We start from the raw sequence: 19,597 nt of genomic DNA on the forward strand, positions 1-19,597 counted from the left end.
TAAAATACCGCTCTTATAATTTCACCAAAAATCACAGACTCTCTAATACCTTATTTATTTGTGAATAGGTGGTATCTGCATCTGTGTAATTTATAGCAATAGGGTGTAATCTGTTATTATATTTTAATACCAAAGAAGGAAACCCTTGAATAGGCAAGCTTCGGATATAGTCTAATTCGCTGAGCAATTTGTCATTAACTAATACACTGTTCAATTGTAGTTTAAACTCCTCAGCGGTACACAAGTCAACTTGCTGTGCTAATTGACAAAGCACATCTTCATCAGAGGGATTTTTTGCTTCTAAATAATAAGCCTGTTGAATTGCTGCAACCATTACACTTTCTTTATTGGCATCACGCGCAATAATAGCAGCTCTACACGATGGGTAAGTCGAGCGTTTTGGTTTACATAATCGCCAAAAATCAAAATTAAACTCAGTACCCAACTTACTTTCTATATTTCGCCAAGTATTTTGTAGCATGGTTTGCATTTGTAAGGGCATAGGGCTATCTGAATCAGGTGCTAAACCACCTACCTTGTATACAATGTTTACATCATCATTTAAAAGGCTCTTCAATTTAGACCAAGTTGGAGCATAACCCCAACACCAACTACACATAGGATCATGAACATAAATAAGTTCAGCTTTGTTGTTCATTACATTCCTTGCTCAGTGATGAAACCACACAATTTCTACCAGCACTTTTAGCATCATAAAGATGATCATCAGCCACTTTAACTGCTTCATTAAATTCATGAATTTGACTCACTTGGGCAACACCAATACTGCACGTTATATTAATTTGAAACTCTGTGAAAACAATGGGGTTTAGCTCAATATGATTACGCAATTTATCAGCGACTCTTTGCGCTGCAATCAAACCTATTTGAGGTAAAACTATCATAAACTCTTCACCACCATAACGAACTTTTATATCGGATGCGCGTAATTGATTTTCTAACATCTGACTAAACTCAATTAACACCTGATCACCCACACCATGGCCATACATATCATTAATTGCTTTGAAGTGGTCAAGATCAACAAGTAACACACTAAGGGGTAAATATTGTTCAGGTCTAGATTTCACCAAAGGTAAATAATGGTTCGTAATGAAACGACGATTTGCAAGTCCAGTAAGTTGATCTGTGTGTGCATCTTGTTTTTGCAGCAAGGTCATTTGTGCAATGGCTAAATGGCTTTTATTGCGAAAATATTCACCAATTAAGCTAAATAAAAAGACCAGACTAAAAGCAAGCGTAAATCTGATATCTTCGGCATATTTATAATCAACTTGACCAATATTAGGCCCAAATAAAAGCAAAACAGTGAATACTAGTAATATTGAAACAACAACCAAACCCAAGCGAAAACCTAATGTTGAAAAAGCAACAATAGGGTAAAACATTAACCAATAGAGCGCGGTATTGTCTTTTCCTCCGGTATAAGCAAGTGCTAGACAAAGCACACAAATAATACTCATAACTATGAGCGCTACACCGGTCAATTTTCCTGTTTTAATAAAATAAAATGCGCACAATAAAAGCGTTATATCTGATAACAGCATCATTATCGTTAAAACTAGATCGTAATACTGATAATTTAAAAAAACTAATACAGTTATAAGCACAACAGCCACTAGAATCATCGTAAAAAATGTAAATGCTCTTCGCTGTATTTCTGCACTATTTACATTTTCAATATTAATTAAATTTAACCAATCCGGCTGGTTTAAAGATTTAGTCATATAATTTGGGCCCTCTTCAAAGTGACTATTAAACTTTAAACCGCAATACCATTTTTTCAAGCTCATCAAACTGTAACTTCAAGCGAGTACATTCATTTAAGGTACTGTTAAGATTGAGTTGCCCTTGTTGGGACAATTCGCTAATGGTGTGAATATCATTATCCAGTGTTTGTATCACCTGATTTTGCTCTGTTGTTGCATTGGCTACACTATGATTTACTTCATCAATTGATTCTATGGCTTTGGTTACATCTGCCATTTTTTCACCAGCGCCATGTGCTTGTTGAACACTATTAGCACTTTCAATCAAGCTCGATTTCATTACCGCAACAGCGCTTTCAGATCCTTGTTGTAGCTGAGTTACTGTGTTCTCAATTTCTTGTGTTGATTGTTGTGTACGCTGTGCCAACTGCCTTACTTCATCAGCGACGACGGCAAACCCGCGACCAGCTTCACCAGCACGAGCAGCCTCAATCGCAGCATTTAAAGCCAGCAAGTTAGTTTGCTCACTTACCCCTTTAATGACCTCAAGTACTTGCTCAATACTTGCAGAGTGCTTAGCAACAGCATTAATGGTTTGTTGTGCTTGCTCCATGTTATTTGACAAAGAATTTATCGCTGCAATATTGTCATTTAATGAATGTTGGCTTTGCACCGACTGAGCGTTAGCCTGTGTTGCAAGTGACGAAGCATGGCTTGCACTATTTGAAATTTCTACTGCACTTGATGATAATTGGTTTATTGCCGTTGCTACATTGTCAGTGCGTTTTGTTTGATCGCTATACATAGTAAGGGTTGATTCTGTTTGCTCAACTAAACTTTCGACCGAACGCTCTAACTCAACAGTGGTGGTTTTCACTTGATCTATAGACGTGTGAATCTTATCTATAAAAGCATTAAAGTAGCCTGATAGTTCACCAAATTCATCATCATTTTCTATTTCCAACCGTCTAGTTAAATCCCCTTCACCTTGCGCAATGTCTTTTATTGCATCATTAAGTCGGTGCATTGGGCGCATTAAGTAGCGCAAAACATATTGCATCATCAGCACTATCGCAGCAATGCCTAAAACCATATACACCGTAGCCATGTTACGAAAAGACGCTACCGATGAATATGCAATTTCTTTATCAATAACAACACCTAAATACCAATTAACATTTTTAATCCCTTTGATTGGAGTAAAAGACACTAAATGCTCACTATCATCGATACTTATTTCAACAAACTCAGGATTAAGTGGCAGCTTTTTGGAAAATAGTTTATCCATGCCCTGATCGTTTAATTTAGTATTAGGGTGACTGAGAATGCGACCATCACTGTCGAGTAAAAAGCCATAGCCGAAACCTAAAAAATCGATCTCATTTACTATATTAGTAATTGTTTGCATATCAATGTCTGCACCAGCAACGCCAATAAATTCACCAGCAATAGTGATAGGTGCTACAGCAGAGATTGTCAGCTCATTAGTGGTCACATCTATATAAGGGTTCGTGAATGCTGTTGTGGTTTTGTTTTCAACTAATTTATACCATGGTCGAGTGGTGGCATCATAATCAGCTGGTAATACAATAGATTGATCGTTTAAAACAAACCTGCCATCGGGCTTTCCAATATAGGTATTTTTAAAATCCCCTGCCATTTCAGCGGTATTTAACTGGCTTAGAGTAAGTGCTTTACTGTCATTCTGTTGATGAGTTCTAGCAATTGCAACAACAATCGACAGTTTATTATTTAGCCAGTTAGCAATATTTTGAGAAACTGATTGAGAGCTTTCTTGTAGCACTGAAGAAAGCTGCTGCTGTGTTTGCGAGCGCATTGAGATAAAATTGTTAATTGTAAACAAGCCAAGAACCAACACCAGCACAATTGATGCCGCAATGGTAACTTTAGTAGTAAATTTTAACGAACCAAGCATAGTAAGCCTATATTAATTATTTTTGTTATCACCTTAGTTTTAGCAAATAAAGCTGGATTTGTCTCATTTTATCGATAGTTCTTACTATGTTATGAATGATTCTGATATTAAATATACAATATCCTCTACGCAAGCCAACATCGATGAACATACGCTGGTTTAATCTATTTAATAAAAGTACGCATTGAAAATTGCTCACCTACAATATAACCAGACACAACTTTTGATTACTCTTTTGAAAAAGTACATAATAATGAATGTGTATTAATTATAACGAACACCAAATAGGATCGTTCCACTAATTTAATCCTTTTAACTCAGTGAATACGTATTCAAATGATATTATATTTGATAATTGTAACTATAAAGAAGGGCTTTAGAACTGGGAAAATGTAGATAAAAATGCACTTACCGAAAGTAAGTGCATTCAAAAACAAGAATTAAATAACAAATTAATTAACTCTTTGCTGCCACTTAGTTGATAGCCTAACAACATTTAGTCCATACCAAGCAATAAAGGCATAGCAGATAACAGGGACGAAAAAGCTGTCCTGAATATTTACTGTGTCAGCAATATAGCCTTGCAGTAACGGTACAAGAGCACCACCTACGATTGCCAAACATAACCAACCTGAGCCTTTACTTGTTAAAGAACCAAGCCCTTCTATCGCAACAGAAAATATAGTTGGGAACATAATTGAATTGAATAATCCGATAGCTAAAACACTATAAAGGGCAATATTGCCTTGGGTAAATATCGTTACTAACAACAGTACAATAACCGCACACGCATTGAATGCTAACGCTTTTGAAGGTGCTATTTTTTGTAATAGTACAGAACCAATAAAACGGCCAACCATGGCCCCACCCCAATAGTAGGCTATTAACGCAGACGCAGCATGCTCTTCAAGTCCAGCAATATGCTCTTCACCAAAAAAGTTTACTAAAAAACTACCAATTGCGACCTCACCACCAACGTAACAAAAAATAGCAACCACACCCATTATTAAATGTGGCGCTTGCGTTAAAGAGTGGTCCTTTGCTTTACAGTCCAGCTCTTCTTTGTGGGCAGTAATTTCAGGTAACTTTAAAAATGCAAACACGACTGCGATTGTAAGTAATGCTGCCGCTAACATTAAATAAGGGATTTTTACAGACTCTGCTGTAGCAGCACCAGCCGTTAACGACCCTGCAGCACCAAAGAATAATATTCCACCTACGTATGGGCCAACGGTAGTGCCTAATGCATTTAATGCCTGAGCTAAATTTAACCGAGATGAAGCCGTTTTCTCAGGGCCAAGTGCAGCTACATAAGGATTTGCAGAAACTTGTAATACCGTCACCCCCCCTGCCAATACAAATAATGCCGTTAAAAATAGCCAATATTCATGGACAACAACCGCAGGGTAGAATAATAAACACCCAATAGAAGCAACAATTAACCCTGTCAGTACACCATTTTTATAGCCAAATTTATTAACTAACAACCCTGCAGGTAAAGACACAATAAAGTAAGCACCAAAAAAACAAAACTGAACCAGCATTGCTTCGGTGTAACTTAAATCAAAAACCCCCTTTAAACGTGGGATCAAGACATCATTTAAAACAGTAATAAAACCCCAAAGAAAAAACAGGGTTGTCATTGCCGTTAATGCTGGCAGGTAGTTTTTATTCGACTGCGGATCATTAGTGGCATAGCTTTGGTTTGTATTTATTTCACTCACGTGATTTTCACTCCATTAACAAGTTAGGAACGATTCTACACATTGAGAAAATAAGATCACAAACTTTTAATAGGAACGTTCCATATAAAAGTGCTTTAAATGGGCAATTCTCAGCTAACCCAGTACTAAATTGGTATGCTGATTTTTGAGAAAAAGAAGAAATCAATTATTAACTATATTGTTGAATGGCTCTATTTGTTAGTAGAATGAAAGGCGAATACAAAACTATAGCTCATAGGTCAATCACTAGCACATCGTAAAAATTTTAATAATATTACGCTTTTGACCATTTCATTTTATTATTTGTATCACGGCTTTTGATAATGGTTTCATCGCAACTGCTAACACCACCAAGCTTTGCTAATCGATCGTATAAAACCACATTACAAGTTGCTGCTAAATTCATACACCCAACTGTTGGAATATAAACGACCTCATCGCACCAATTTAATACCTCTTTACTAATTGAGCCATCTTCTGGGCCAAATATATAAAAGGCATTTTCTGGGTGGATAAACTCAGGTAACGGTGTAGCACCTTCGATTAATTCAATCACAACCGCTTTGGCCCCCTCAGGCTTTGCATGCTTTAGATCATCAACTGACGTAAGCGGGATACGCTCAATAACGTTTTTGGTATCGGTATGAAACCTTTTCGCATTTAAATAACGAGTACCGGTAAAAAACACATGCTTGGCGTTATAACAACCTGCGGCACGTAAAACACCACCTACATTGGTAGGGCTTTTCGGGTTTATTAAGCCAATTGTCGCCACTAAATTTGTCATTAATCAGCATCCTGCGTTGGCCAGTAAGCCACATATAAGTCAAAGTCATCTAGTTCTACGTCGCAATCTTTAACCGTTTTATCTCGCACGGAAATATCGAGATCATGCATTAGCTCTTTGCTACCACCATTATTTAATGGGTGCCAAGAAGCAAGACCACGACCTTCATGCAAACGACGATAGCTGCAACTTTGTGGCATAAAGAAAATGCTTTCGAGGTTTTCTTTGGTGAGTTTTACACATGATGGTACTAATACTTGACGGTTTTCATACTCGCTGCAGCCACACGTTTCGTTATCAAGGTATTGGCATACAATATTGGTGAAAATAAGCTCTTCACCTTCACGCAGTTGGTCTGTTGCAGTAAATTCGTCTTCATCTTCACTATCGATAAATGTATTTAAACAGCATTTACCACAGCCATCACAAATGGCTTCCCATTCAGGTTGTGACATTTGATCAAGTGATTTTTTAAGCCAAAATTGATTTTCTAACATGTTAAAACTCAGCGCCCCTAAGAGCGCGCATTCTACCGCAAACAGCCATAGTGCGCAAAACTACTCACTTCACGCACTTAGGTGTTAATAAACGAACTAGTTAGTACTATTTCTGTATCTCTACCCAACGTTTAATTTTTGCTTCTAGAATTGGCATAGGCAATGCGCCATCTATTAATATTTGCGTATGAAACTCTTTAATATTAAATTTATTGCCTAATGCTTTTTTACAGTAATCACGTAATTCTTGGATTTTAAACTGCCCTAACTTATAAGAAAGCGCCTGTCCTGGCCAAGCAATGTAACGCTCTACTTCTGCAGTAACATCACTTAGCGCCATTGAAGAATTAGCTAGCATATAGTCAATGCCTTGCTGACGAGTCCACCCTTTGGCATGAAAACCAGTATCAAGTACTAAACGCATAGCACGAAGCTGCTCATCAGCTAAACGACCGTACCACATATATGGGTCGGTAAATAAGCCGAGTTCTTTTCCTAAGCTTTCTGCATATAGTGCCCAACCTTCGGCGAACACGGTGTAGCCCCCAAATTTACGAAAATCAGGTAATGACTGCACTTCTTGCTGTAATGCAATTTGAAAATGGTGTCCCGGTGCCGCTTCATGGATAGACAAAGTCTCAAGTAAAAACTTAGGCTGGGCTTTTAGGTTAAATGTATTAATGTAAAAAATGCCTGGTCGTGAACCATCCGGTGCAGGCGATTGATACGACGCCCCTGCCGCAGACTCAGCTCGAAAATCTTCTACCGCCTTAACGATATAATCAGCTTTAGGAGCAATATTAAATAATTTAGGTACTTGCGCATCAATTTTTAACTTAACGGCTTCATAAGCTGCAATTAATTGCTCAGGAGTGTCAAAATAAAATTCATCCGAATCTCGTAAGTGAGTAAAAAACTCGGCCAGACTCCCTTTAAAGCCAACCGTTTCTTTTACTGCTTTCATTTCATTAAGAATACGTGAGACTTCTTTTAAACCAATTTCATGGATTTCATCAGCTGATAAACTTAAGGTTGTATTTTTCTTAATTTGATATTCATACCAGGCTTTACCATTTGGTAAATCACTGTAACCGACCGTCTCACGGCTATTTGGAATATACGTATCAGCTAAAAAGTTACTCATCTTTGTATAAGCCGGCACTAATTCATTCATTATCAGTGCGCTGTATTGAGCCGTGAGTTGTTGCTTTTGAGCTGTAGTAAAATGTTCTGGTAGTTGTTTAATCGGACTGTAAAATAATGACTGCTCTGCGCCAGAAACTATATGGGCTTGAAATTGTGGCAATAATTTTTCAGCTAATGGTTTTGGTAATACAACCCCGGCACTGATCCCCTGCTCCATCGCAGATTGTACACTGCTTAACCATGTTACAAAACCTTGTGCACGCGCAATAAAATTTTCATAATCTTGATAAGTAACAAATGGCTGCGCACTTTGCCCAGAGCCAAATCCTGCGAAGGTATTATGCGCACCAGACATTTGGTTTATTGGTAATAAATAACTTGGAAAATTAAAGCCCTCAATCGTTAACGCTAAATCCCGTGCTAATATTTCATAGCTCAATAAAGCTTGGCCGGTTAACTGGCTATCATCAATTATAGCTAAACGCTGCTGGAAATCTTTATAAAATGCCAGTTTTTTTACCACGGCTTTGCTCAGTACTCGGTGCTGTAAATTGATTATTATATTGGCTATAACCGATGTAAGTAGCACTTAGTGGGCTAAATTGTAATGAGTCTACAAAATACTCTGCTACGAGTATATTTAATTGTTGTTCGGCAATGTTGACCGTACCTTTTGCTGATACAGATTGCTTGTTTTGTAAATTATTATTCTCAATATTGGCGCACGCCGTTAAAGCACTAAGCACACTAGCTACAAGCAATGTTAACTTAAAATTTTTCATAATTATCCCTGAGTGTAAGTATTAACGACAATTATGCGTCGTATGTTTAACTAAATAAAGAAAATAAGATACTTAACGCGTTTTGTTTACAGCTTAAAAACTGCTTGCTACATTGCTATATAAAATAATCTAAAATTAGAAAATAAATGAATAAATTATCTCTTGCCATTTCACTGAGCTTGTTGTGTGTTAGCGCATTTAATACTCAAGCAACCACTTATATTAGTGCCAAAGCAATGCTTGATGTTAATAATGGTAAATTAATCAAAGCCCCATTGATCCAAATTGATGATGGGATCATTACAAAAATCACGACCGAACAAGCTCCTAAGCTACAACAAGGTGATGAGCATATTGAGCTGCCTGAATTAACAATTCTGCCAGGGTTGATGGATATGCACGTTCATTTAACCAGTGATCCAACCGTGCCAAGAAGTGAGCGTATTGGTCAATCAGTACCACGCCAAGCGATTAAAGCGGCCTACTTTGCTAAAAAAACATTAAAAGCAGGCTTCACCACGCTACGTAATGTTGGCGCAGGTGGCTACAGCGTTATTGCTGTAAGAGATGGCATTAATGCAGGGGATATAGCCGGCCCCCGTATTTGGGCGGCAGGCCCATCACTGGGTGTGACAGGCGGACACTGTGATAACAACCGACTACCACCAGAAATGAAGTATACCGCTGAAGGAGTGGCTGATGGCCCATGGGCCGCGCGTACAAAAGTGCGCGAAAACATAAAGTACGGTGCCAACGTAATTAAATTTTGCGCCACAGGAGGCGTATTCTCTAAAGGCACTAAAGTGGGCATTCAGCAATATAGTCAAGATGAAATGAATGCCATTGTTGCTGAAGCCCATATGCGCGGTGTGACCGTTGCAGCTCACGCTCATGGGACTAGTGGTATTAAAGCCGCCATAGTTGCCGGTGTAGACAGTGTAGAACATGTGAGTTACGTTGATGATGAAGCAATAAAACTGGCAAAAAAACATGGCACTTGGTTTTCTATGGATATTTATAACACGGAATATACCCTAACCTATGGCGAGGAAAATGGTGTTGCTGAAGAAAACTTGGCAAAAGAGCGTCTGGTTTCAAAAAGACAGCGGGAAAGTTTTTCTCGTGCGGTAAAAGCCGGTGTCAAAATGGTGTTTGGTACTGATGCAGCCATTTACCCACATGGCGATAACGCTAAACAATTTTCACGTATGGTTGAATTTGGTATGACACCGTTACAAGCCATTCAGTCAGCTACAATTAATAGCGCAAAATTATTAAAGGTTGATACCCAACTTGGTCAGCTAAAGCCTGGGTTTGCAGCAGATATTATAGCAGTAAAAGGCAACCCTCTTAGTGATATCAGTAAGCTTGAAAATGTTAAATTTGTAATGAAAGCAGGTAAAGCATACTAGCAAATAAATAATGCGGGGCTAAATGTTAGCCCTGTGATCAATTTTTACCCACCACTGATTTTTTTCTTCCAAGCCTATGTTAACCCGATAAATAAACAAAGTTACAATTTTGTTTACACGCTAAATAATTACCGATTCCATATATTAATACTTGTAATACAAATACAACACATTATCATTGCGTAAAATTTCAATGGTAGCTATTTATGACAACACATAAACTTTCTTTAATTACCCTCGCTTGTTTGACATCTTTTAACGCAATATCTGCTGAACAGACAGATCTTGAACACATAACAGTTTACCAAAAGCAAAACCAAGTCGTACTTAACTCAGGACTGGCGACTAAATCTGATATGTCACTAATGGAAACCCCTGCCCCTATCGTAGTTGTAGATCAAGAATTAATAAATTCACAGGGTGTCGATAACCTGCAAGATTTAGCACGTAATATCAGCGGTGTAACTCAAGCAGGTAATAACTATGGTATTGGTGATAACCTAATTATTCGTGGCTTAGGGGCTAATTACACCTATGATGGTATGTACGGTGGTGCAGGTTTAGGTAACACCTTTAACCCAACTCGCTCGCTGACTAATGTTGAAGCAGTTGAGGTACTAAAAGGCCCTGCAACAGGTTTATACGGCATGGGAAGTGCTGGTGGTGTGATAAACCTAATTGAAAAGAAACCGCAGTTTGAAGCGCAGCACACAGTGCAAGCAGAAGTAGGCCAATGGAACACTTATTCACTATCGTTTGATAGCACAGATGCAATCACAGATAACCTTGCATACAGAGTAAATGCCAAAACAGCACGCAGTGATGGCTACCGTGACTTAAAAGATGATAGAGATGAAATTTACACTGCATTAAAATATGTATTCGATGACAAGCAAGATATTATGATATCTGCGGCCTATATCAAAGATTCCATAGCCGTTGACTCTATCGGCCACCCTATCCGTATTTATAATGCAGAGTCGGTTAATGGCAAAACAGCAGGCGAAGTCACTGGCGATGATTTAGTCAATGACCCTACAATGGCTGGTTTACAATTGACCGATGCACAACGTGATCAACTTGCCAACTCACTATCTGCTTCTGATGGTTTAACACCTTATTCGTTTGGTCATAACGGTATCATTTCACCCATGGCCAAAGACAATGAAGGTGAAGAATTACGCTTTAAATTAACGCATAACTATTACCTAACTGATGATTTGTTTTTAAACCAACAATTACAATACCGTAATTACGAATCAAGCTTTGCCCGTCAAACTGGCGCCTATAACTATGTTTATTGGAACCGTAAAGGTGTCATTAATGCAGACCCACGTGCACCACTCGTTGTAGATGACGTACTGTATCCATTTGCCGCACGCAGACAAGAGTTTCGCCAAGTGCAAGCCGATGAAAAGTCATGGCAATACTTTGCAGATTTACGTTATGACTTTAGTTTAGGTGATATTGATAACGAGTTATTAGTAAATGCCAATTACGAAGACCGTGATGTACGTTTCACACAATATTCGATTTGGGATAAAGACTATATTCTCAAAGATAAAAATGGCGATGTAACTTATCAGGGCTCATTACCATATATTTTAGATATACGCACACCAAACTGGGGCGAAGGTCAGTTTAGTGATTACGACCCACTGAAAACCAGTAACTACAATAAAAAAGTACAAGCGTGGGGCGTTGGCATACAACATGTAGCCTATATTCATGACACATTTACCACCCGTGTAGGTTTAGCCTATAACGAAATTACACAAAAATATGAACACTTTGGTGTAGACGCCCGTTATCGTGCAAGTGCAGCAGCCGCCACACCAGAGGCCAGCACCTCGGATAATGGTTTAACCTATAACTTAGGTGCAACTTATAAACCAAGCGATGATATATCAGTATTCATAAATCACTCAAAAGGCCGTACAGCGTACAGTGTTTTAGGCTCTGTTTCAGGTAATGAAGCTGACCGTGAAGACGCTGAGTCCCTTAGTACTGATTTGGGTATCAGAATGAAGGCCTTTGACGACCAATTACTGGCCTCATTAGTGGTGTTTGATACCGCACGTACTAACTTGGAATATGACAACCCAGCATTTGATGATATGAACCCAGATCCCTCAGTTCCTGAGAGCTTCTTCGATGGCGAAGAGAAAACCCGTGGTGTTGAATTTGACTTAAATGCATATTTAAATGAGCAGTGGAAAGTGAATATCAATGGTGTTTATCAAGATGCCCGTGATAAGAAAAACCCCAACTCAAGTACTTTTGATACCCGCCAAAAAGGCGTGCCTTATGTTACGGCCAGCACATGGTTAACCTATAGCGCACAGTGGTTTGAACTTTCACAGCCATTAAAAATAAGTGCCGGTGTTAAATATGTAGATGACCGCAGTACAAACTCAACATCATTCGGTATTCCCGATGGATATGTAGCAAGTTATACAATCTACGATGCAGCACTAAGTTATAACGCAGATAAATGGGGCGTACAGCTAAACTTAAATAATTTATTTAATAAAGTGTATTACTCAAAAGCGATGTTTTTGGGCGGTATGCCAGGTGAAGAGCGCAACGCTAAATTGACCTTGAGCTATAAACTGTAAGCTACTATGAGGCTAGTTTTTAGAGCGCACATTTTGTGCGCTCTACATACTTTTTTATATAGTAACGACTATCCGCCCGTTAATTTCACCCTTTAACATATCGTCAAAAATGTCATTAATATCATCAAGGCGTTTTTCTTCAATAATGGCTTTAACCTTACCCTCTGCTGCAAACTCTAAACATTCTTGTAAATCTTTACGCGTGCCAACAATTGAGCCAACCACTGAAACCCCGTTTAACACAGTATCAAAAATCGGCAGTGGCATTTCCTCTGGCGGCAGGCCAACTAGTACACATTTACCACCGCGTCGTACACTTTTATAGGCTTGCTCAAAACCAGGCTTTGAAACCGCTGTACATACAACTGCATGCGCGCCCCCTACTTTTTCAAAAATAGCTTCACTAGGTACGCACTGTTTAAAATCAAGTGTTATGTCTGCACCAAGCTCAGTAGCTAAATCAAGCTTCTCTTTTCCTGTATCAACCGCAATAACATTTAAGCCCATGGCCTTTGCATACTGCACTGCAAGGTGCCCCAATCCTCCAACACCAACAATAGCAACCCACTGCCCAGGTTTTGCTTCTGATACTTTTAATGCTTTATAAGTGGTCACACCCGCGCAAAATAGTGGGGCTGCTTCGGCAAAGCCTAAACCGTCAGGAATTTTAACCACATAATCACCATGGGCTAAACAATACTCAGCATAACCGCCATCAATTGAATACCCTGTATTATGCTGTGACAAACACAGTGTTTCTTTACCATCTAAACAAAATTCGCAGTGCCCACACGCACTGTAAAGCCAAGGCACACCGACCCTATCACCCACTTTTAAATGATGGATATTACTGCCCAACTGTTCAATAACCCCCACTCCCTCATGCCCCGGCACTAACGGCATTTTAGGTTTAACAGGCCAATCACCATGACAGGCATGTAAATCGGTATGGCAAACACCACATGCGGCAATTTTAACTAACACATCATTTGCACCCACAGTAGGGATTGGCAAATCAGTAATTTCTAAACGTCCTTTATACTCATTATTTACAGCAGCTTTCATAATTTAGTTCCTTGTGAGAGATGTTATTATTTGGTACAGCTTACCTCACTGTATAACAATTTACTTTAATCTAAATCAAACTTTAGTCGAACAAAAAACCAACAAAAACATCACGCATTTACCAGTAAATCTTGCTATCAAGCTTCAGCGTGCTAGCATAGTTTTCATTATTTATTGAAACTTAAAAAGCTATGACATTATCTGAAAAAAACTATGCATTTGTAATGCATTGTGGCGAAATGGGCAGCCGTTGGGGATTTAACCGTACTATTGGTCAAATGTGTGGGTTACTTATTATTACCAAAGAGCCTATGACAGCCAATGAAATCGCGGATGGCTTAAGTATTTCTCGCGGTAATGTCAGTATGGGTATTAAAGAGCTGCAATCATGGCGCTTAATTAAAGTGCAGCATATTCCCGGCGACCGTAAAGAGTATTATGCCCCAGCCGGCACAATTTGGGATATGGCCAACCGCGTATTTGAAGAACGCAAAAAACGCGAGATAGACCCAACACTCAGTTTATTACGTGACAATATCATCGAAGAAGCCCACAACGATGATGAGCGCTTTGCTCAGCAACAAATGCAAGAAATTCACGACTTGCTCGAAACAGTCACCAAATGGTCAGCCGAGTTACAGCGCCTAAGCCCAGAGCAACTGCAAAGCCTAATGAAACTCGGCTCAGGCATAGGTAAAGTACTCGACTTTAAAGATAAGATATTGAAGAAACCGTAGCAGCGATTTTATATCGCGTTATATTTTTAGGTTCTAGGGAATTTTACCACCGAGCACACAGAGTTCACCGAGAAGAGAATAGTTTATTTTCTCTGTGCAGCGCGAAGCGCCTTTGTGTTCTCTGTGGTGAACAGAAGGATAAGTTGTGCAAGGTAGAGCGAAGTAAAATGCTGTGCTCAAACCCATACATATCTATGTTATTTAGCTTTCTTTAAAGATAATAGAAAACTTCGTGATAGTAATATCTTAGTTAATTTGTTAAAACTACATTCGAATACGCATAAGTGTGGTCGGAGCAGAAATATCTACCATTCGTAAACTATAAAATTGTTAGCTTTTAAGGAGAGTCCGATGCCAATTTTACCAGCTTTTTGTGACCAATGCGGAAGTATTTATAGTTCTGGGTTCTCTTTTGAAAATTGCCATGACGTTACTATGAGTAATGTTTCTTGTGGCTCTTGTCCAAAAAAATGCAATGGCACTCTAAGAGTGCCTGATGGTGTTTATGACATTACAGGAAATGTCATAAAATTAGTTAAAGGAACTCTGAAAACTGTTCATCAATTTAAGCAATTAGCAAGCATACTTTCTAAGGCTCAGCGCTTAAACCAATCTAAAGAACAGGTTGATGAAGCTATTAATAAAGAAGTTCCAGAATTAAATTCTTTAGCTTCAGTATTACCTAAAACAAGAATAGAGTTATATGCATTCATCACCGTAATTTTAATGGCTCTTACTTTTATTATTACCAATATGGAGTTGGAGGAAGAATCAGAAATTGATGTTGAAAAACTTATAGAACAATCAATTGAGAGAGCTATTTCTGCCCCTACAGAACAATCGCTTCCAAGTTCAACTGAAAAGAAACAAGGCAGAAATGAAATTTGTAATTGTGGCAGTGGTAAAAAATATAAAAAGTGCTGTTTGCAATTTATTTAAAAGCTAACCTGGTAGTTGGAGATCACCAACCTCCAGCCCCCACACCACCCATCATGCGCTTTTTATTAATAGGAAGTGCAATGGGCGGTTCATCTCCCGTAATGAATATTGATCCAAATATCTCTCAATGACACTAAACCTTGTGAAGCTAAGTAGTTATTGCCTAGCGCAATGTTAATTCCTTTTGTTTTTGAGCTTCTACAAGGGCCTTTACTAGTGATACCACAGGCTATGGCGAGTCGTTCGCTAACACCCAATTTCATTAAACTGCGTACTTTTGTGCGGGCTATTCCTTAATAGAGAGCGCCATTGTCGCCAGTAGCACTCTTATCCTACGGCGGATCCAATGATCTAAATCCACCGTTAGCTATAAAAAATCAAAGTTAAAGTAGACAGCCCAATGGGGCGACGACAGCTTTTTACTTAAGGAATGGTAAACGACTAGGCTGTATAAAGCCTGCTTTCCTTTAAATAAACAGCGGAATATTACAGTCAATAAAGGCATGAATAAATTGACCTTACGCGGTCAAACGAAAGTGAATGCATTCAATTCATTCTGCGGCAACTATATTGCTTAGTTCATAATATAGAAAAGCTGCAAAACAGGCTGCATTAAAAAAGGGAAGCCCTTTTAAGCCAAAATATAGCGACTCAAAGACCTGTCATCCCTTCCAAAACGCCCATTAAAGCAACACCAAATCCTCTTTTTATATTTTATGTAAAACCAAAGTAACCGATTGAATCAAAATAGGAACTCGGCTATGGTTAATGCATCAATAAAAATAAATTAAAAACGAGTAATTCTACAGCCCCATTAGCCGAAAAAGGAAGTACGGTGAAAAATCTAAACTACTGGTTACTGAAACAAGCTCATATCATTTGGATCGCTTCAATAGTGAATATAGGGCTTGGAGTTGTCATTCCTGATTTTGATTTCGTTGCAAAAAGTATTAGTTATGTTGCATTAGAAGATCCAATTTATGCTTATACCCACCGTATAGCTGACATTATCATTGGGTTATCTATGTGTGGTTTCGCATTTGCAATGCAATCACTCTCGCTAAATCGATTTTCTACCGCAATGTTAGCAACATCCTTATTTGGTATAAGCATGATTAGTGCGGGAATTTGGACACTAGAAACTCCGCTTCATCTTCTGTATAACTTATCAATATTCATGATTATTACTCCTATGGCTTTTGCTCTTGAGTTTAAAAATGTAATTAAATCTAGTTTATTTGAAAGTTTATCTGTTGCTGTTACTGTGTTGCATGTTTTTATGTTTTGGCTTATTTACGCAGGGTTTATTCCTCAAGAAATTAATGGTTTAATCCAAAGGTTGTGGGCAATTCCTACAATGGGCTGGTTTGGTATTGCAGCGTATAAACTTGCATGTTGCCAATTTTCGGCAAATCGGGTAGCCGGAGATCTCTAACCTCCCTCCCCCACACCACCCATCATGCGCTTTTTATTAACATGAAGTGTAATGGGCGGTTCACCTCCCGTAATGAATATTGATCCTAAGTTATCTAAATGATGCTAAACCTTGTAAAGCTAAGTAGTCATTGCCTATAGCGCAATGTTAATTCCTTTTTTGAGCCTTACACTGCTCAAATAAGCTTCTAAAAAATCTGTAACAGATTGAAAAATGACAAAACTATCAGTAAATCCTCTATTCATATTTCACATAAAACTCAGTTATGATTGAATCAAAATAACAACTCGGCTATGGTTAATGCACCAATAAAAACAAATTAAGCTACAGGTTCATAAGCATTCAAGGAGCATTAATCACATGAAGTGGGCATTTATAGATTACGAAAATATTGGTTGCCTAAGCAAAGTCAATTTATCCATCTACGAAAAAGTCATTGTTTTTGTTGGTGCTAAGCAGCCAAAACTTGATTTTGGTGATAAAAAATACGAGTCACCGGTCAATATTGTTCTTATTCAAATTAAAGCCATACAATCTAATAACTTAGATTTTCACTTGTCTTATTATTTAGGTAAATATACACAAGAAGCAGCACCTAACGTTAGCTTTGAAGTTATAACCAATGACAATGGTTTTACCCCATTAATTTCTCATATTAATTCGAACGGTCGCTGTTGTAAGCAAATTAAAATGGTTAATACTTCAAGTGAATTAACTAAGTTAGTCCATAGCCTTAAATCCAAACCTAAAGAAAAACGGCCGCAGAAAGTGTCTAGTTTAAAAAATCATATAGCATCTCATATGCGTGTTAAAGGTAACGAAGTGGCAATTCAAAACCATATAAATCATCTTGTTAAGATGAATATACTCCTAATATCTGAAACTGGGGTGCAATACAAATGACAAGGTTAAAAACTTTTATGGGGAAGCTTGGTTTAATATTATTAGTATTAGTAACTGCATTTTACCTTACAGTTATTGTTATATCTAAAAGCCAATTTCCATTAGCTTTATTTTGGTTTTTAATCTTTTTGGGTATTATTTGTTTAGTGATGCTTGGCAACTTTTATTTTTATAATTCAAAGCAAATAAATCACCGTGAATAAATTAAAGCCAAAAAGAGCAATGAAAGACTTGTTAATACAGAGCCGAGATGCAGACTGATAGGGTCTTTTTTCGTTGGGTTTCGTTGCCCTCTACCCAACCTACGTAGCCAACTTGAACAACAAACTGAACACTGAAAGCTTTGCTGTCTTCTCTTAAGCGCAGCGTCCCATAACCTCTTTGTGAATAATTCACTTAAAGCTCTTTCACACTATTGTTTAACAAACAAAAGCGCGAGATATACTCGCGCTTTCTAAAAACACCCTAGCACCTAGTTACCTAGACCCTAGCATCTAATTATTTATTAAATCGCTGGATAACCAATGCGGTCTGATAAGTAACCTACGCTGGTGGCGAAGTAGTATGAACGGTTCCAATGCATAAGTGCTTTGTAGTTGTCATACGCAAGATACATACGCCCGCCCATGTCGTCAGGCATAACTAAAGCGGCAGTTACATCAACATTAGGTAAATCGGTGCCGTCCATTTTGCGCACGCCTAATGCTTGCCAATCAGCTAATGAACGCTCTGACTTAGACCAGTATTCGAGCCATTGTTTGCGGGTTTTGGTGCCACGTTTAAGTACATAGTTTTTATCAAAGCCCTCTGGTAATTTAACTTGGCGACCCCATGTTAAATCATCATTCCAACCTGCTTGTTTTAAATAATTTGCAATTGAGGCGAAAGCATCAGCTTGGGTGGTCCAGATGTCTTTACGGCCGTCTTTATCGTAATCAACGGCGTAGGCATTAAATGAGGTTGGCATAAATTGCGTTTGCCCCATAGCCCCTGCCCAAGAGCCTTTGAATTTATCTAAGGTGATGTGCCCTGCTTTTAAAATATCGAGCGCGGCCCAAAGCTGGTTTTTGTACATAGTTTCACGGCGGCCGTCAAAGGCAAGAGTCACCACTGATGAAATTACGTTATGACCGCCTTGAATTTTGCCAAAGTTACTTTCAAGTCCCCATAGGGCAACAATAAAGCGTGCCTGTACACCAAACTCTTTAGCCACTTGCTCTAAAACGTCTTTATTCTCAGCGTATAATTTACGTGCGCGGTCTATTTTCCATTGTGGAACGCGTTTTGGTAAATACGTTTCAAGCGTTTCGACAACTTCTGGTTGGCTTTTGTCTGCTGAAATGACTTTTTTCTTAAACTTAGCAGTGGCAAATGCATCTTCAATCAACTGACTATCATAACCTTTTTGCGCCGCTTCTTGTTTAAGGTTGGCAACGTATTCATCGAATTTTTCTTGGGTATTGGCTAGTGCCGATGTACTAATACATACACTGCAAATAATAGCAGCCAATTTTGTTGTTATCTTTTTAGTCACTTTCAACTCCATTTTGTTTTTTGAACTCAGCAAGTAAGTTTTCCTTTGGTGGAGGAAGTTGCAAGTAAAAACCATCATCTGTTAACGCTTGCTTAACTGTATTTAAATCGGCTCCACCTAAGTGCTCACGCTTTGCTAAGTTAATAATCATTACATATTGAGGTTGACCAAACATGGTCATTAAAGGTTCCGGTACCTTACTGAAATCATCTCTTTTTTCTACAAAAAGAAAGGTATCCGCTTTTTTCTTACTTTTATATACCGCAGTGAGCATTATGACCCTATAAATTCTTGCGTAACAGTGCCGCACACTATAACATGAGAGTAATAATAAGTTAGAAAAATTAGATTA

15 protein-coding genes and 1 pseudogene are annotated in these 19,597 nt (G+C 38.4%); 6 read left to right on the forward strand and 10 right to left on the reverse strand.

The annotated features are described in order from the left end of the window. Positions 1-31 precede the first annotated feature (31 nt). From B5G52_RS04230 to B5G52_RS04260, 7 genes and pseudogenes are all read right to left on the reverse strand, one after another. The gene (locus tag B5G52_RS04230; protein WP_087531460.1) at positions 32-658 is read right to left on the reverse strand and encodes a DsbA family protein; all 627 of its coding nucleotides are present in this window, start codon (positions 656-658) and stop codon (positions 32-34) included. After that, on the reverse strand, positions 642-1,748 hold the full coding sequence (locus B5G52_RS04235) for a GGDEF domain-containing protein (protein ID WP_087531606.1): 1,107 nt from the start codon (positions 1,746-1,748) through the stop codon (positions 642-644). The genes B5G52_RS04230 and B5G52_RS04235 overlap by 17 nt, the downstream gene beginning before the upstream one ends. 28 nt (positions 1,749-1,776) lie before the next feature. After that, a complete protein-coding gene (locus tag B5G52_RS04240) occupies positions 1,777-3,666 on the reverse strand; it encodes a methyl-accepting chemotaxis protein (protein ID WP_087531461.1) in 1,890 nt (629 codons plus the stop codon). Positions 3,667-4,118: 452 nt separating this feature from the next. Next, a complete protein-coding gene (locus tag B5G52_RS04245; protein ID WP_087531462.1) occupies positions 4,119-5,390 on the reverse strand; it encodes a sugar MFS transporter in 1,272 nt (423 codons plus the stop codon). Between the two features lie 274 nt (positions 5,391-5,664). Beyond that, the gene (locus B5G52_RS04250; protein ID WP_087531463.1) at positions 5,665-6,177 is read right to left on the reverse strand and encodes an RNA methyltransferase; all 513 of its coding nucleotides are present in this window, start codon (positions 6,175-6,177) and stop codon (positions 5,665-5,667) included. Then, positions 6,177-6,674, reverse strand: coding sequence for a YcgN family cysteine cluster protein (locus B5G52_RS04255; protein WP_087531464.1), 498 nt, complete (start codon positions 6,672-6,674; stop codon positions 6,177-6,179). The genes B5G52_RS04250 and B5G52_RS04255 overlap by 1 nt, the downstream gene beginning before the upstream one ends. Before the next feature lie 106 nt (positions 6,675-6,780). Continuing rightward, positions 6,781-8,602: pseudogene (locus B5G52_RS04260) on the reverse strand (DUF885 family protein). A gap of 146 nt (positions 8,603-8,748) precedes the next feature. Between B5G52_RS04260 and B5G52_RS04265 the strand changes: the two are divergent. After that, a complete protein-coding gene (locus B5G52_RS04265) occupies positions 8,749-10,014 on the forward strand; it encodes an amidohydrolase family protein (RefSeq protein WP_087531465.1) in 1,266 nt (421 codons plus the stop codon). A 206-nt stretch (positions 10,015-10,220) separates the two neighbouring features. Continuing rightward, positions 10,221-12,632, forward strand: a complete 2,412-nt coding sequence (locus tag B5G52_RS04270; RefSeq protein ID WP_087531466.1) for a TonB-dependent siderophore receptor — start codon at positions 10,221-10,223, stop codon at positions 12,630-12,632. A 54-nt stretch (positions 12,633-12,686) separates the two neighbouring features. Here the strand turns inward: B5G52_RS04270 and adhP are convergent, their stop codons facing one another. Then, positions 12,687-13,697, reverse strand: a complete 1,011-nt coding sequence (gene adhP / locus B5G52_RS04275) for an alcohol dehydrogenase AdhP (protein ID WP_087531467.1) — start codon at positions 13,695-13,697, stop codon at positions 12,687-12,689. 191 nt (positions 13,698-13,888) lie between these two features. Here adhP and B5G52_RS04280 point away from each other — a divergent pair, with 191 nt between their 5' ends. The 4 genes from B5G52_RS04280 to B5G52_RS04305 all read left to right on the forward strand — a co-directional run bounded on the left by B5G52_RS04280 (position 13,889) and on the right by B5G52_RS04305 (position 17,711). Beyond that, complete coding sequence (locus B5G52_RS04280; protein ID WP_087531468.1) at positions 13,889-14,434, forward strand: GbsR/MarR family transcriptional regulator; 546 nt, start codon at positions 13,889-13,891, stop codon at positions 14,432-14,434. Positions 14,435-14,785: 351 nt separating this feature from the next. Beyond that, positions 14,786-15,373 (forward strand): SEC-C metal-binding domain-containing protein, encoded by a 588-nt coding sequence (locus tag B5G52_RS04285; RefSeq protein WP_087531469.1) that lies wholly within the window; start codon positions 14,786-14,788, stop codon positions 15,371-15,373. Between the two features lie 835 nt (positions 15,374-16,208). Then, positions 16,209-16,808: a DUF998 domain-containing protein gene (locus B5G52_RS04300; RefSeq protein WP_087531471.1), complete on the forward strand. Its 600-nt coding sequence runs from the start codon at positions 16,209-16,211 to the stop codon at positions 16,806-16,808. Between the two features lie 360 nt (positions 16,809-17,168). Beyond that, positions 17,169-17,711, forward strand: coding sequence for a PIN domain-containing protein (locus tag B5G52_RS04305; protein WP_087531472.1), 543 nt, complete (start codon positions 17,169-17,171; stop codon positions 17,709-17,711). 505 nt (positions 17,712-18,216) lie between these two features. Here the strand turns inward: B5G52_RS04305 and B5G52_RS04315 are convergent. Continuing rightward, entirely contained in the window at positions 18,217-19,233 is a 1,017-nt protein-coding gene (locus tag B5G52_RS04315) for a lytic transglycosylase domain-containing protein (protein WP_087531607.1), read from the reverse strand. Positions 19,234-19,237: 4 nt separating this feature from the next. Further along, positions 19,238-19,519: a YcgL domain-containing protein gene (locus B5G52_RS04320; protein ID WP_087531474.1), complete on the reverse strand. Its 282-nt coding sequence runs from the start codon at positions 19,517-19,519 to the stop codon at positions 19,238-19,240. Between the last annotated feature and the right edge of the window lie 78 nt (positions 19,520-19,597).

Origin of the sequence: Pseudoalteromonas sp. A601 (assembly GCF_002165575.1) — a bacterium.
Taxonomy (GTDB): Bacteria; Pseudomonadota; Gammaproteobacteria; order Enterobacterales; family Alteromonadaceae; genus Pseudoalteromonas.

Bases quoted from the DNA above. Each gene is read 5' to 3' on its own strand.
- B5G52_RS04255 (WP_087531464.1), bottom strand. From the start codon at position 6,674: ATGTTAGAAAATCAATTTTGGCTTAAAAAATCACTTGATCAAATGTCA.
- adhP (WP_087531467.1), bottom strand. From the start codon at position 13,697: ATGAAAGCTGCTGTAAATAATGAGTATAAAGGACGTTTAGAAATTACT.
- B5G52_RS04240 (WP_087531461.1), bottom strand. From the start codon at position 3,666: ATGCTTGGTTCGTTAAAATTTACTACTAAAGTTACCATTGCGGCATCA.
- B5G52_RS04305 (WP_087531472.1), top strand. From the start codon at position 17,169: ATGAAGTGGGCATTTATAGATTACGAAAATATTGGTTGCCTAAGCAAA.
- B5G52_RS04280 (WP_087531468.1), top strand. From the start codon at position 13,889: ATGACATTATCTGAAAAAAACTATGCATTTGTAATGCATTGTGGCGAA.
- B5G52_RS04320 (WP_087531474.1), bottom strand. From the start codon at position 19,519: ATGCTCACTGCGGTATATAAAAGTAAGAAAAAAGCGGATACCTTTCTT.
- B5G52_RS04265 (WP_087531465.1), top strand. From the start codon at position 8,749: ATGAATAAATTATCTCTTGCCATTTCACTGAGCTTGTTGTGTGTTAGC.
- B5G52_RS04230 (WP_087531460.1), bottom strand. From the start codon at position 658: ATGAACAACAAAGCTGAACTTATTTATGTTCATGATCCTATGTGTAGT.
- B5G52_RS04270 (WP_087531466.1), top strand. From the start codon at position 10,221: ATGACAACACATAAACTTTCTTTAATTACCCTCGCTTGTTTGACATCT.
- B5G52_RS04285 (WP_087531469.1), top strand. From the start codon at position 14,786: ATGCCAATTTTACCAGCTTTTTGTGACCAATGCGGAAGTATTTATAGT.
- B5G52_RS04250 (WP_087531463.1), bottom strand. From the start codon at position 6,177: ATGACAAATTTAGTGGCGACAATTGGCTTAATAAACCCGAAAAGCCCT.
- B5G52_RS04235 (WP_087531606.1), bottom strand. From the start codon at position 1,748: ATGACTAAATCTTTAAACCAGCCGGATTGGTTAAATTTAATTAATATT.